General features: G+C 70.7%; 12 protein-coding genes. 5 read left to right on the forward strand and 7 right to left on the reverse strand.

Features of this window, described 5'->3' with window-relative positions; genetic code table 11:
• Positions 1-280 precede the first annotated feature (280 nt).
• From RS82_RS12535 to RS82_RS12545, 3 genes are all read left to right on the forward strand, one after another.
• Complete coding sequence (locus RS82_RS12535) at positions 281-1,360, forward strand: sugar ABC transporter substrate-binding protein (protein ID WP_045299903.1); 1,080 nt, start codon at positions 281-283, stop codon at positions 1,358-1,360.
• A 93-nt stretch (positions 1,361-1,453) separates the two neighbouring features.
• On the forward strand, positions 1,454-2,284 hold the full coding sequence (locus RS82_RS12540; RefSeq protein WP_045299905.1) for an ATP-binding cassette domain-containing protein: 831 nt from the start codon (positions 1,454-1,456) through the stop codon (positions 2,282-2,284).
• Positions 2,281-3,549, forward strand: a complete 1,269-nt coding sequence (locus tag RS82_RS12545; protein ID WP_045299908.1) for a sugar ABC transporter permease — start codon at positions 2,281-2,283, stop codon at positions 3,547-3,549. Before RS82_RS12540 ends, RS82_RS12545 begins: the two co-directional genes overlap by 4 nt.
• A gap of 63 nt (positions 3,550-3,612) precedes the next feature.
• On the opposite strand, the gene RS82_RS12550 is transcribed toward RS82_RS12545, so the two are convergent.
• The 3 genes from RS82_RS12550 to RS82_RS12560 form a co-directional block, all read right to left on the reverse strand.
• Entirely contained in the window at positions 3,613-4,320 is a 708-nt protein-coding gene (locus RS82_RS12550) for an NAD-dependent deacylase (protein WP_045299910.1), read from the reverse strand.
• Positions 4,317-4,937 (reverse strand): alpha/beta fold hydrolase, encoded by a 621-nt coding sequence (locus tag RS82_RS12555; RefSeq protein ID WP_045299912.1) that lies wholly within the window; start codon positions 4,935-4,937, stop codon positions 4,317-4,319. Before RS82_RS12555 ends, RS82_RS12550 begins: the two co-directional genes overlap by 4 nt.
• A 125-nt stretch (positions 4,938-5,062) precedes the next feature.
• Positions 5,063-6,595, reverse strand: coding sequence for a CitMHS family transporter (locus RS82_RS12560; RefSeq protein WP_045299914.1), 1,533 nt, complete (start codon positions 6,593-6,595; stop codon positions 5,063-5,065).
• Positions 6,596-6,776: 181 nt separating this feature from the next.
• On the opposite strand from RS82_RS12560, the gene RS82_RS12565 reads away from it, so the two are divergent.
• Positions 6,777-8,429, forward strand: coding sequence for a sensor histidine kinase (locus RS82_RS12565; RefSeq protein ID WP_211255927.1), 1,653 nt, complete (start codon positions 6,777-6,779; stop codon positions 8,427-8,429).
• Positions 8,426-9,082 (forward strand): response regulator, encoded by a 657-nt coding sequence (locus RS82_RS12570; RefSeq protein ID WP_045299916.1) that lies wholly within the window; start codon positions 8,426-8,428, stop codon positions 9,080-9,082. The genes RS82_RS12565 and RS82_RS12570 overlap by 4 nt, the downstream gene beginning before the upstream one ends.
• A gap of 13 nt (positions 9,083-9,095) precedes the next feature.
• Here the strand turns inward: RS82_RS12570 and RS82_RS12575 are convergent, their stop codons facing one another.
• From RS82_RS12575 to RS82_RS12590, 4 genes are all read right to left on the reverse strand, one after another.
• Positions 9,096-10,628 (reverse strand): ATP-dependent DNA ligase, encoded by a 1,533-nt coding sequence (locus RS82_RS12575; RefSeq protein ID WP_045299918.1) that lies wholly within the window; start codon positions 10,626-10,628, stop codon positions 9,096-9,098.
• 96 nt (positions 10,629-10,724) lie between these two features.
• Positions 10,725-11,126: a DoxX family protein gene (locus RS82_RS12580; protein WP_045299920.1), complete on the reverse strand. Its 402-nt coding sequence runs from the start codon at positions 11,124-11,126 to the stop codon at positions 10,725-10,727.
• Positions 11,123-11,887, reverse strand: coding sequence for an LLM class flavin-dependent oxidoreductase (locus RS82_RS12585; protein WP_045299922.1), 765 nt, complete (start codon positions 11,885-11,887; stop codon positions 11,123-11,125). Before RS82_RS12585 ends, RS82_RS12580 begins: the two co-directional genes overlap by 4 nt.
• Positions 11,884-12,759, reverse strand: coding sequence for an LLM class flavin-dependent oxidoreductase (locus RS82_RS12590; protein ID WP_045299924.1), 876 nt, complete (start codon positions 12,757-12,759; stop codon positions 11,884-11,886). The genes RS82_RS12585 and RS82_RS12590 overlap by 4 nt, the downstream gene beginning before the upstream one ends.
• Between the last annotated feature and the right edge of the window lie 193 nt (positions 12,760-12,952).

Raw genomic sequence — 12,952 nt, forward strand, 5'->3', positions numbered from 1 at the left:
TGTCTTCACTTGACGAACGCTCTCAGCGGGAGTACAGGTTGTGAGAGGGCTTCACCTACGCGAAAACAGGCGTTTTCATCCACTTTGCACGCATTCTGCACGGTAAACGCTCTCTAGGGGCCCGGCGAGCGGGTCCGCGCAGCGTCCGACCCGGTGCGTTGCCAAAGCGTTATGTTCAAGACTTGACGATAAGAATCCGTGTCGTCGATGATCGCATCAGCGCGATGAACGCCAGGGACGATCCTGGGGACTCGCCCGCTTCAATGACGAAAGGCAAGAGATGAAGAAGTCTTCGATCCTCGCCGTGGCCGCCCTCACGGGCGCCGCCGCGGTGATGCTGGCCGGCTGCTCCAGCAGCGGCAACGGCAACGGTGGGTCCACGGAGGCCGGCGGCGACGCCGCCAGTCGCGCATGCGTGATCCTGCCGGACGCGGCCTCGTCGCCGCGCTGGGAGAACTTCGACCGCAAGTACCTCCAGGAGGGCCTGGAGGCGGCCGGATTCGACGCGGACATCCAGAACGCGCAGGGTGACGTCAACAAGTACTCGACGATCGCCGACCAGCAGCTCACGCAGGGTTGCGGCGTCATGCTCCTGGTCGACTACCAGGGCGCGGCCGAGGCCGTCGCGACGAAGGCCAAGGCCGAGGGCATCCCGGTCATCGCCTACGACCGCCCGTTCACCGGCGCCGACTACTACGTGTCGTTCGACAACACCGAGGTCGGACGCCTGGAGGGCCAGACAGTGCTCGACGGTCTCGAGACCGCCGGCAAGGACCCGGCCACCGCGATCGTCGTCTACATGGGCGGCGACCCGACCGACGGCAACGCAGCGATGTTCCACGACGGCGCCGTCGAGGTCATGGAGGCCGCCGGCATCAAGGCGGCCGCCGAGCCTCCCGGGGTGTGGGACCAGGCCAAGTCGCAGACCAACTTCGAGCAGGCGCTGACCTCGCTCGGCGGCAAGGTCGACGGCGTCTGGGTCGCGAACGACACCAACGCGGCGGGCGTGATCAAGGTCCTGCAGGACAACAACCTGACCGGTGTGGCCGTGTCGGGCCAGGACGCCAACGTCGCGGGCCTGCAGAACATCCTGCTCGGCTGGCAGACCGCCACGGTCTACAAGCCGGTCAAGGACGAGGCCACGGCCGCCGTCGACACCGCCGTCTCCCTGCTCAAGGGTGAGGACGTCACCGCGCAGGCCAAGCTCGACGACGGCACGCCCTACATCCAGGTCACGCCGATCCTGGTCGGCCCCGACAAGGTCAAGGACGTCGTCGCCGCCGGCGACGCCGACTACGACGACGTCTGCACGCCGGACGTGATGGCTGCCTGCGAGCAGTACGGAGTCACCGCCCAGTAATGGAGCGGTCTGCGGACTGAGCCGCAAGGGGCGTCGCGCCGCACGGCGTGACGCCCCTTCGCGCCGGACTACGGCATTCCCAAGGAAGCGAGCATGTCAGACACATTCACCACCGCCCCGGCCACCACGGCCGGCGCCGAGCCGATCATCCAGCTGGTCGGCGTCAAGAAATCCTTCGGACCGGTCAGCGTCCTGAAGGGCGTCGACCTGAAGGTCCACCCCGGCAAGGTCACCGCCCTCGTGGGCGACAACGGCGCCGGCAAGTCCACGCTCATCAAGGGCCTCGCCGGCGTGCAGCCCTACGACGAGGGCGAGGTCCTGATCGACGGCCAGCACCGCGATCTGCACGCCCCGCGCGATGCGTCCGGCCTGGGCATCGAGGTCGTCTATCAGGACCTCGCGCTATGCGACAACCTCGACATCGTGCAGAACATGTTCCTCGGCCGCGAGGAGCTCTCCTTCGGCACCTTCGACGAGGGCCGCATGGAGAAGGAGGCCTCCGACACGCTGCGTTCCCTCTCGGTGCGCACGGTGAAGTCCGTGCGTCAGAAGGTGTCCAGCCTTTCCGGCGGCCAGCGGCAGACCGTGGCGATCGCCCGCGCCGTGCTCAAGAAGGCGCGCGTGGTCATCCTCGACGAGCCGACCGCGGCGCTCGGCGTCGCGCAGACCGAGCAGGTGCTGAACCTCGTCAAGCGCCTGTCGGAGCAGGGCGTCGCAGTGATCCTGATCAGCCACAACCTCGCCGACGTGTTCGAGGTCGCGGACGACATCGCCGTGCTGTACCTCGGCCAGATGGTCGCGCAGATCCCGACGTCCTCGACCACCCGCGACGACGTGGTCGGCTACATCACCGGCACCAAGACACCCGCCGGCGTCTCGATCCTCGACACGTCGACCGTTCGCACCGAAGGAGGCGCGGAATGAGCAGCAACGTCACCCGCACCGAGGCCGCTCCCGACCCACTCGCCAGCGACATGATCGGCAGCGGCGTCGAAGGCGGTGTCGGCGATCAGATCCGCGCGTGGTGGCAGCGCGTGCGAGGCGGCGACATGGGCGCCCTCCCCGCGATCGGCGGCCTCGTCGTCCTCGGAGCACTGTTCTCGATCCTCAGCCCGTTCTTCCTTACCGAACGCAACTTCGCCAACCTTCTCAACCAGGCTGCGACGCTCGTCGTGCTCGGCATGGCGCTCGTGTTCGTGCTGCTGCTCGGCGAGATCGACCTTTCCGCGGGCGTGACCGGCGGCGTCGGCATGGCGCTGTTCGTGGTCCTCAACGCGCAGTTCGGCATCCCGTGGCCGCTCGCGCTGCTGATCGGGTTCGGGTTCGGGTTCCTCACCGGCGCATTGATAGGTTTCTTCGTGGCGAGGGTCGGCATCCCGTCGTTCGTCGTCACCTTGGGCCTCTTCCTGGGCTTCCAGGGTCTCGCGCTGGTCATCATCGGCCCGGGCGGCCTGTTCCGCCTCGAGGTGCCCGAGCTCATCGCGCTTCAGAACGGCAACCTGCCGGTGTGGGGCGGCTGGGCGATGCTGGTGATCATGCTCGCCATCTCGGCGGGGACGTCGTTCTGGGACCGAGCGCGTCGCAAGCGCGCGGGCGTTCCCAACCGGGCTCTGTCGATGGTGTGGATCAAGCTCGCCGCGATCGCCGTCATCGGCGGCATCGTCGTGTATGTGCTGAACCAGAACCGCGGCCAGTCCGTGATCGAGGTCGCCGGGGTGCCGATCGTGGTGCCCGTGGTGCTCGTCATCCTCTGGATCGGCACATTCCTGCTGGATCGCACCAAGTTCGGCCGCTACATCTACGCGATCGGCGGCAACGCGGAGGCGGCTCGCCGGTCCGGTGTGAAGGTGCGCTGGATCAAGTGGTGGGCGTTCGTGATCTGCTCCAGCCTGGCCGTGTTCTCGGCTCTGCTGAGCGTCGCCCGCGTCGGCTCGGTCGACGCGACCGTCGGGCGCGACATCGTCCTGTCGGGTGTCGCGGCGGCAGTCGTCGGCGGCGTCAGCCTGTTCGGCGGCAAGGGCCGTCTGATGCATGCGGCGATCGGCGCGCTGGTGATCGCGACGATCACCAACGGCCTCGGCCTGCTCAACCTGCCCGCCGGCGTCAACCTGCTGGTCACCGGCGGCGTGCTGATCCTCGCGGCCACCGTCGACGCCCTCTCGAGGGTGCGGTCGGGCGGCGGACGCTAACGCGTCGCGACAGCACGCGACGAGCGCCGGGTGGTGGGCCCACCACCCGGCGCTCTCATGTGTCTAGCGCGATGCGCTCCGTGCGGCGATCACCTCGTCGGCCCACGCCGGTACGAGCTCGCTCGCGAGGCCCGCCCGTGTCTCGTCGAACGCCACGGCCGGGTCGCTGGGCTCGAGGTTCAGCTCCACCGTGCGCGCCCCGAAGGCGGCGGCGAGCGCGACGTATCCCGCAGCCGGATACACCTCCCCCGACGTGCCGATCGAGACGAACACATCGCACGCGACGACCGCCTGCTCGATGCGATCGAGTTCGTACGGCATCTCGCCGAACCAGACCACGTCGGGGCGCAGCATCCGTTCTCCGCATTCCGGGCAGGCTGGGCCGTCGATGAGGTCGGCGTCCCACTGGGGGCGCGATCCGCAGGCCAGGCAGAGCGCGCGCCGCAGCTCGCCGTGCATGTGCACGAGGTTGCGGGTGCCGGCGCGCTCGTGCAGGTCGTCGACGTTCTGCGTGACCACCAGCAGGTCGTCGCCGATCGCTCCCTCCAGCCGGGCGAGCGCGCGGTGCGCGGCATTCGGGACGACGGATGCCACGGCCCGCCGTCGCGCGTCATAGAACGCCTGAACGCGGTCGGGGTCGCGCTCGAACCCCTCCGGCGTCGCGACGTCTTCGATGCTGTGCCCTTCCCAGAGCCCGTCGGCCCCGCGGAACGTGGGCACGCCGCTTTCGGCCGAGATGCCTGCGCCGGTCAGTACGACGATGCGGTTCATCGCACGGTGGCGGGCGCGACGTGCGACAGCACGCGCTCCCAGACGTCGGCCAGAATGAGCCGCGCATCGGGATCGTCCGTCCTCGGCACCATCTCCACCCGCGCCGACGCCAGGTGCTTCTTGAACCACTCCGCGGCGCCTGACGCGGCGGTCGGATCCGCCTGGCCGTTCATGAGGAGCGTCTTCGCGGCGATGCGGTCGAGGAGCTCAGCGACCTCGCTCGCACCGAGCTCGGACTCCGGCCGGGGGACGGCGACGAGCGCCAGCCTGTCGACGTTCTCGCCGAGATGGGCCGCGACCATGATCGCGAGCTCGCCGGCCTCGCCGACTCCCACGAGACCGACCGGGCGCCCGTGCGACTCCTCCGTGACGAACCGCGCGATGGCGCTCGCGGTCGCTTCTGCAGGGGTCGCGCCACGGTAGGCGGCGGGATCGTCGATGTCGTCGATCGTGAGCCCCACCGCGACGATCCTCGCGTCACGCCGTGCGGTGGCATCCGGGCGTGGATCAGACAGGGTCGAGACCCCTGAACGCAGCAGCACGACGGTCCGCTCCGCGCCGGGTGCCCCGAAGCTGCGGTTCTCGTACGAGGCGTCGGGTGCGGCTCCCTTGGTCATGGCGAAATCCTACGTTCACCGACGCCCTGCCACCGCGAGAATCCGGTGGAGGGCCGAGACCGTGGGTACCACCCACGGTCTCGGCCCCCGGTTGGATTCTCGCGGAGAGAGGTCGTCGAGTCGGGTCAGGCCATCAGCGGGATGGCGCCGACCACCACGCCGACCGCGAGCATCGCGAGCGACACGATCGTGGCGCGCCACAGCACCTTCTTGTGGTGGTCGCCGAGGTTCACGCTCGCCAGCGACACCAGCAGGAGGATCGCCGGCACCAGCGGGCTCTGCAGGTGCACGGGCTGGCCGGTGATCGATGCCCGCGCCATCTCGACCGGGGCGATCCCGAAGTGCTCCGCGCTCTGCGCGAGCACCGGCAGGATGCCGTAGTAGAACGCGTCGTTCGACATGAAGAACGTGAACGGGATCGACAGGATGCCGGTGATCACGGCGAGGAACGGGCCGAGCGAAGCCGGGATCACGGTCGTGATCCAGGTGGCCATGGCGTCGACCATGCCCGTGCCGTTCAGCACGCCGACCAGCACGCCGGCGGCCAGCACCATCGACACGACGCCGACGATGCTCGGAGCGTGCGCGACGATCTCGTCGGCCTGGCTCTTGAGCTTTCGGAAGTTGACCACCAGCGCGATCGCGGCGCCGACCATGAAGACATACGCGAGCGGGAAGATGTCGAGCACCAGCAGCACCATCACCACGAGCGTGAGCGCCAGGTTGAACCAGATCAGCTTCGGCCGAAGCGTCGCGCGGTTGGGGTCGAGCATCGTGTCCGCCATGGCGGTGTCCTCACGGTCCACCACCGCGGTCGCCGCGGGCACGCCGCCGTGACCGCCGGCGAGGGTGACGATGTTGCCGGTGCGCAGCGTCGCACGGGCACCAGGCTTCGTGTCGGCGCCGCGGAAGATCCGCGGGCCGGCGAGCGAGCCGCCGTCCCCGAGGCGCGAGGCGTCGATGCTGCCGATGCGCTTGCGCTCCGACAGGCCGAGGAACCACGAGAACGTCAGCGCGATGACCAGGCCGGCCGCGAGGGACGGCAGCATCGGCACGAAGATGTCGGTCGGCTGCAGGCCCAGCGCGGTCGCAGCACGCACGGTCGGACCACCCCACGGCACGATGTTGAGCGTGCCGTTCATGAGGCCTGCGACGCACGTGAGCACGACCGGGTTCATGCCCAGACGGAGGTAGATCGGCAGCATCGCGGAGGTCGTGATGATGAACGTCGTGGACCCGTCGCCGTCGAGCGACACCGCTCCCGCGAGGATCGCCGTGCCGAGCACGACCTTGGCCGGGTCGTCGCCGAGCAGTCGCGTGATCGCGCGGATCAACGGATCGAACAGCCCGACGTCGATCATGATGCCGAAATACATGATCGCGAACATGAGGAGGGCGGCCGTCGGAGCCATGCTTCCGATGGCGTCGATGATCATGTCGCCGAGCCCGAGCCCCGCACCGGCGAACAGGCCGAACACGGTGGGCACGAGGATGAGCGCGACCATCGGCGTGAGCCGCCGCGTCATGATGAGCGCCATGAACACGAGCACCATCGTGAACCCGAGGGCTACCAGCACCCATTCGGGTGGGACGAAGGCTGTCGCGTAGCCTTCGTCGGCCTCGGCGGCCTGGAGGAGGAACGGTGCTGCCGCGTTCATGTCGACTCCTTCGTCGTGGGGTGCGTCAGGTCTCCCGCACCATCTCTCGGTGCGTCTGAGTGAGGTTAGGGTCGAGCGCCGGACCAGCGCGCGGTAAGTCGCATTCCCTCACGTTCTGCGCGTAGCGTGTGTTCTGCGCATTCTGCTCACGCGCACTCCGCTCACACACCCAGGAGGTGGCATGCGCTTCGCGACACGGCTGCTGCTGGTCCAGCTGGCGACGGTCGCCGCCGTCGTCGCCGTGTGTGCACTCGTCTTCGGTTGGCTGGGCGTGCGTCAGCTGCGCGCGGAGTCCGAGGCAGCCGCGCTCAACATCGCCCGCACCGTCGCCGAGGACCCCGACGTCAAGTCCCTCGTCGCCGAGTTCTCAGCGGACCCGGGAACTCCGGATGCCGCGCACCTCCGTGACGGTCCGCTGCAGCAGATCGCCACCGATGTGGCCGACCGCACCGACGCGCTGTTCGTCGTCATCACCGACGATCACGGCATCCGTCTCGCCCACCCGAATCAGGACCTGCTCGGCCAAGTGGTCTCGACACCCTTCGCCGAGGTGCTCGAGGGCAACGAGGTGGTCGACTGGGAGGTCGGCACGCTCGGCGAGTCCGCTCGCGCGAAGGTGCCGATCTACGCCGAGGCCGGAGGCACTCCGGCGGGCGAGGTCAGCGTCGGCTTCGAGCGTGCGAGCGTGTTCGACGACCTCCCTGCGCTCCTGACGACGATCGCGGTCGCCGCGCTCGGCGGAGTGGCTCTGGCGACGCTGGCGACACTGCTCCTGCGGCGGCGCTTCGAACGGCTGACCCTCGGACTCCAGCCCGAGGAGCTCGTGGCGCTCGTGCAGAACCAGGCCGCGGTGCTCGAAGGAGTCGGAGACGGCGTCGTCGCCCTCGATCCCGACGGTGTGGTCCGCGTGTGCAATCAGGCCGCGGAACGGATGCTGGGACTCGACGACCCCGTCGGCCGCCGGTTCGACGAGCTGGCGCTGCCGGAAGACGTGCTCCGGGCCGTGCGCGAAGGCGCCACCGCCGTGGAGGCGGTCGTGGGCGACCGCGTGCTGTACCTCGACACGCGTCCGGTGCGCCGCGACGCCCGCGCGCTCGGCGAGATCGTCGTGGTGCGCGACCGCACCGATGTCGAGGCGCTCGCCGGGCGGCTCGAGACCGTCCGCGCCATGACCGAGGCTCTGCGCGTGCAGCGGCACGAGTTCGCCAATCGTCTGCACGTCGCATCCGGGCTGATCGACGCCGACCGCGTCGACGAGGCGCGCGCGTTCCTCGGCGACCTCACCGAGCGCGGAGCCGTCGACTTCGCCGTCGCCGGCCTCGAGCGGGTTCCCGACGCCTTCCTCCAGTCCCTTCTGGGCGCGACGGGCGCGGCGGCGCGTGAACGGGGCGTGAGCGTGCGGGTCTCCGACGACACCCTGCTGCTGAGCGAGGTCGCGCTCCCGGAGGACGTCGCGGCGATCCTCGGCAACCTGATCGGCAATGCGGTCACCGCGGCCGTGGCCGGCGATGAACCCCGCTGGGTCGAGGTCGCGCTGCTCGACGACGACGATGAGCTCGTGGTCACGGTCGCCGACTCGGGCCGCGGCATCCGTCCGCCCGGGAGCGATCCGTTCATCCGCGCCGGATCTCGCGAGGCCGATCCAGGTCGCAACGACGCGGTACACGGACACGGCTACGGTCTGCCCCTCTCCCGGGACCTCGCCCGCCGTCACGGCGGCGACGTGTGGGTCATCGATGCCGGCGGCCACCGTTCGGGCGCCGTGTTCGGCGCGCGACTTCCGGGCGCGCTGCGCCGCGACACCGCTGTCCGCCGACAGGAGAAGAACGCATGAGTCAGCCCATCCGTGTGCTCGTCGTCGACGACGACTTCCGCGTCGCCGGACTGCACCGCGACGTCGTCGCCTCCCGCACCGGCTTCACCGCGCTGGACCCCGTGCATTCGCTGGGGGCCGCGCGCCAGGCCGTGCGCGCCCACGCCCCCGACCTGCTGCTCGTGGACGCCTTCCTCCCCGACGGCGACGGAGTCGAATTCATCGCGGGTGTCGACGTGGATGCGTTCGTGCTGTCGGCTGCGACGGATGCTGCGACTGTCCGTCGCGCGCTGCGCGCCGGCGCGCTCGCGTACCTGACGAAGCCGTTCGACGCCCGCGTGCTGGCGGAGCGCCTCGACCGCTACGCCCGCATGCGGAATCTCCTCGCCACCGACCGTCCACTGGAGCAGGAGCAGATCGACCGCGCCCTGACGATCCTCCACGGCAGTGCGGAACCTGCCTCCGTCGCCCGATCGGCGACGGAGCAGCGGATCCTCGAGGGCCTCGGCGACGACGAGGCGTCCGCGGCCGAGGTCGCCGAGCGGGTGGGCATCTCGCGCGCGACCGCGCAGCGACACCTCGCCACGCTCGCCGCACGCGGCCAAGTCGAGGTGCGGCTGCGATACGGCACCACGGGGAGGCCGGAGCACCGCTACGTCTCCGCCCGCGGATGACGGGGTGCGGCCCTCACCCTCGAAGCAGGGCGCGGAGCGACTCGATCGTGTCGGCTTCATCGGGACGCTTGTCGGGGCGGTAGCCCTTCACACGCGCGAAGCGCAGAGCGACACCGCCCGGGTACCGCGTCGATCGCTGCACGCCGTCGATGGCGATCTCGACCACCGTCTCGGGGCGCACGTGCACCGCGTACGCCGAGCGGTGGGTCTCGATGGTCGGGAAGTGCTCGCTCTGCCACCGCAGCGTCGCGTCGGTGAGCCCCTTGAAGGTCTTCCCCACCATCACGAAGCCGCCCGGTTCGCCGAACATCCCCTCCGGGTCGCGGGCACCCAGGTGCAGGTTCGACAGCAGCCCGGTGCGACGGCCGGACCCCCATTCGACGGCGAGCACCACGAGGTCGTAGGTGAGCACCGGCTTGACCTTGAGCCAGCTCTTGCCGCGCCGTCCGGCGGCGTAGGGAGCGTCGAGCGCCTTGACCATGACGCCCTCGTGGCCCGCGGCGAGCGCCTGACGCGAGAACTCCTCGGCCTTCACCGGGTCGTCGGTGACGACGCTCGGCATGCGTGCGTCGCCGACAGCTCGATCGAGCAGCTCGAGGCGCGTCGCCAGCGGCTCGTCGATCAGGTCGCGTCCGTCGAGGTGGAGGATGTCGAAGAACCACGGCCTCAGGACGGTGGCCGCCGCGTCGTCGCCCATCGATCCGAACCGCGACATCGTGTCTTGGAACGGCCGCGGGCCGCCGTCCTCGTCGAGCGACAGCGTCTCGCCGTCGAGGATCACCCGCTCGGCGGGCAGTGCCCGCACCGCCTCGACGAGCTCGGGCACGCGGTGGGTGATGTCGGCGAGGCTGCGCGTGAAGACTCGGACGTCGTCGCCGTCGCGGTGCACCTGGATGCGTGCACCGTCGAGCTTGTACTCGACGGATGCTGCGGCCCCGAGCGTCTCGAGCGCCTCGCTCGTCGATCCCGCCGTCGCGGCGAGCATCGGCAGCACACCGCGCCCCACTTGGAGGCCGACCGCGGAGAGTTCATCGGCGTCGCCGGTGAGCGCGATGCGCGCGGTCGCGCCCAGGTCGCCGGACAGCATCGCGGCCCTCCGCACGACGGGCGCCTCGCGCTCGGAACCCTTCGCGATCGCATCGAGGAGCACACCCTCGAGCGCACCGGTGCGCAGCTCGCCGATCATGACGCGCGCCAGGAAGTCCCACTCGTCGGCGGTGGCGGCGCTCGCGAGTGCGTCGAGCTCGCCGCGGCGCGCGAGGACCGAGCCCGCGCCATCGGCCCCCGCCAGTCGGCTGAGGGATGCGTCGACATCGAGCACGGTCAGCGTCGGCGTATCGGCGTGTACGACATCGAGGCCGGTGAGACTGCGCCACCCGACGCCGAGCCGCCCCTGCCGCGGGTTGGCGGTGAGGAAACCGATGGCGGGAGCGACCTCATCCGGCTGAAGCCCGCGCAGCAACGTGGCCAGGACGGCGATCTTGGCCAAGCGCGACGAGGTCGACGCGACCTCGCCCGTCGCGGTCACCAGCTCGTTCAGCAGCACATCGGCATTCTGGCACCGGCCCCCGACACCTGTCCCGGGCTCGGCGGCTGTGCCGCCGCTGGGCGACCGACCGATCGTGGGCCGCGACCGGCCGACTCATCGGCCGCGTCCGACTGTTCCGCTCGTGCCCCACAGGGCCCACACGACGAGCAGCGGCTGCAGCAGCAGCCGGACGAACCGGGCCCGATCGGTGCGCAGCATGGGCGCCGGCCGGCGCGTCCGCCACTGATAGACGTTGCCAGGGAAGACCGCCACGAAGAACGCGGCCACCGCCCAACCCACGCGGCGGCGCTCGGCGGGAAGCGCCACGAGAGCACCGCCCAGCATCAGCTCGACGACGCCTGACGCGACGACGATCGTGTCCTCGTCGGTGTGGAAGAGCCGCGTCGCCCAGTCGGGGACGACGATGCGGTAGCCGCGCCTCCCCCACGTCAGGTGCGACGCGCCCGCGGTCACCAGCAGCGCCGCGAGCGCCCAGCGAACGATGATCCGCGTCACGCGACTGCCCCACGGACCGCGTCGATGAACCGGAGGTGCTCATCGAGGCTGCCCGAGGCGGTGATCGCTCGGAGGACCACCTCGTCGGCGGCGGCGCGATAGGCGGCGATCCGGTCACGCAGCGCGACGGGTCGGATGACGGTGTCCGCCGCCTCGACACCCAGGCGCGCGAAGTTCGCCGCGTACGCGGGGTACCCGGTGTAGCGCCGTGCCTCCTCGTCGAGCGCCGCTGTCGCGGCGGGGTCGGCAGCCGTCCGCACGTACAGCGCGACGTGTGCCGCGCCGGCCCGCTCGTGCGCCCGGCGTGCCTGCTCCGCAGCGATCTTCGGTGTCAGCCAGCTGAGCAGGAGCCCGTCAGACGCCTCCGCCCCCGCGCGCCGCATCCTCGGGCCGAGAGCGCCGACCACGACGCGCGCCTCGGTGCGCGCGCGGAGGGCGGTGGCAGCATCCGTCACGCTTTCGACCGCCCCGGAACGAAGCTGCCCCGAACCGATTCCGAGCATGAGCCGGTCGGCGGGGATTCCTGCGGCGCCCGCGAGGATGTCGTCGGGCGTGCGACGGTCGATCGGGAGCACTCCCGTGGCGAGCACGAGCCGCTCGGTCGCGCCCGCGGCGGCGGCGAGCACCGCCAGCGCGTCGTGGCCCGGGGTGTCGTTGACGCACAGGGCGCGCAGGCCTGCCGCCTCGGCGGCCGCCGCGACACGCGCACCGACCTCTGGGCCGGCCGCCGCAGCGATCCCGATCGACAGCGCCGCGCTCATGCGACGTGCGCGCCGACGAGCCGCGACACCTCGGCCGCCGCGCGGTAGAACTCGGCGATGTCGCCTCGGGACGAGGGCAGCAGCACCACGTCGTCGACGCCCGCGTCGAAGAAGCGCTGCGCGCCCGCGGCGACGTCTGCCGGCTCGCCCCACAGCGCGCGCTCGGCTGGATCGGGCTTGTCGCCCACGTCGGTGATCGCCCGGGCCTCGGCATCCGCGCCGAAGGCGGTGACGACGTAGGCCACCACGTCGTGGTCACCGGCGCGACCCGACGCGGCCCGCGCCTCGCGAATGGCGGCGGTGGCGATGGCGTACTCCCCTGCCGTGTGCCCGCTGTCGAGCACGGTGCCGTCGGCCACCTCGCCGCTCAGCCGCAGCGTCTTGGGACCCTCTGCGGCCGCATACACGAGCGGCGGTGCGACCGGCGGATAGTCCAGGCGCACGTCGCGGACGGTGACATAGCGTCCGTCGACGCTCACCTGGTCGCCCGCGAGCAGGCTGCGCAGCGTCGGCACGTACTCGCGCATCAGGGTCAGCGGCGAGGCGACGCGCGCCCCGACCTGCCCCATCCAATCGAGCACGCCGTGACCGACGCCCGGAAGGAGCCGACCGGGGAACAGCCGCTCGACCGTGGCGATCTCCATCGCGGTGGCCGCCACGTTCCGCAGCGGCATCGGGGCGATCCCGATGCCGATGCGCAGCGCCTCTGTCCAGGCCAGGGCCGCGCCCACCGTTGTGAAGGCGGACTGGCGGAAGCAGTCCTCCCAGATCCAGAGCTCGGGCAGGCCCGCCGACTCGGCGGCCAGCACCGCGTCGCGGAACTCGTCGGGGGTGTGGGTGTACGGATTGAAGATCGCGCCGATGCGGGTCATGAACCCACTCTGTCAGGTGCCACCGACCCGCACCGCGGCCGCCGGCATCCGTGCACCCGCATCTTCGACAGGTCAACCGGGGTTCTACAGGAGAATTCGGGCTGGATCTGTCCGGCGCAGCTCCGGTTGACCTGTCGAAGCGGAGGAACGCCCACCCCATGCACGGCGAGAGGCGCCGGGCCCGAAGGCCCGG

It is taken from the genome of Microbacterium trichothecenolyticum (assembly GCF_000956465.1).
Classification (GTDB): Bacteria; Actinomycetota; Actinomycetes; order Actinomycetales; family Microbacteriaceae; genus Microbacterium; species Microbacterium trichothecenolyticum.

Bases quoted from the DNA above. Each gene is read 5' to 3' on its own strand.
- RS82_RS12535 (WP_045299903.1), top strand. From the start codon at position 281: ATGAAGAAGTCTTCGATCCTCGCCGTGGCCGCCCTCACGGGCGCCGCC.
- RS82_RS12540 (WP_045299905.1), top strand. From the start codon at position 1,454: ATGTCAGACACATTCACCACCGCCCCGGCCACCACGGCCGGCGCCGAG.
- RS82_RS12545 (WP_045299908.1), top strand. From the start codon at position 2,281: ATGAGCAGCAACGTCACCCGCACCGAGGCCGCTCCCGACCCACTCGCC.
- RS82_RS12550 (WP_045299910.1), bottom strand. From the start codon at position 4,320: ATGAACCGCATCGTCGTACTGACCGGCGCAGGCATCTCGGCCGAAAGC.
- RS82_RS12555 (WP_045299912.1), bottom strand. From the start codon at position 4,937: ATGACCAAGGGAGCCGCACCCGACGCCTCGTACGAGAACCGCAGCTTC.
- RS82_RS12560 (WP_045299914.1), bottom strand. From the start codon at position 6,595: ATGAACGCGGCAGCACCGTTCCTCCTCCAGGCCGCCGAGGCCGACGAA.
- RS82_RS12565 (WP_211255927.1), top strand. From the start codon at position 6,777: ATGCGCTTCGCGACACGGCTGCTGCTGGTCCAGCTGGCGACGGTCGCC.
- RS82_RS12570 (WP_045299916.1), top strand. From the start codon at position 8,426: ATGAGTCAGCCCATCCGTGTGCTCGTCGTCGACGACGACTTCCGCGTC.
- RS82_RS12585 (WP_045299922.1), bottom strand. From the start codon at position 11,887: ATGAGCGCGGCGCTGTCGATCGGGATCGCTGCGGCGGCCGGCCCAGAG.
- RS82_RS12590 (WP_045299924.1), bottom strand. From the start codon at position 12,759: ATGACCCGCATCGGCGCGATCTTCAATCCGTACACCCACACCCCCGAC.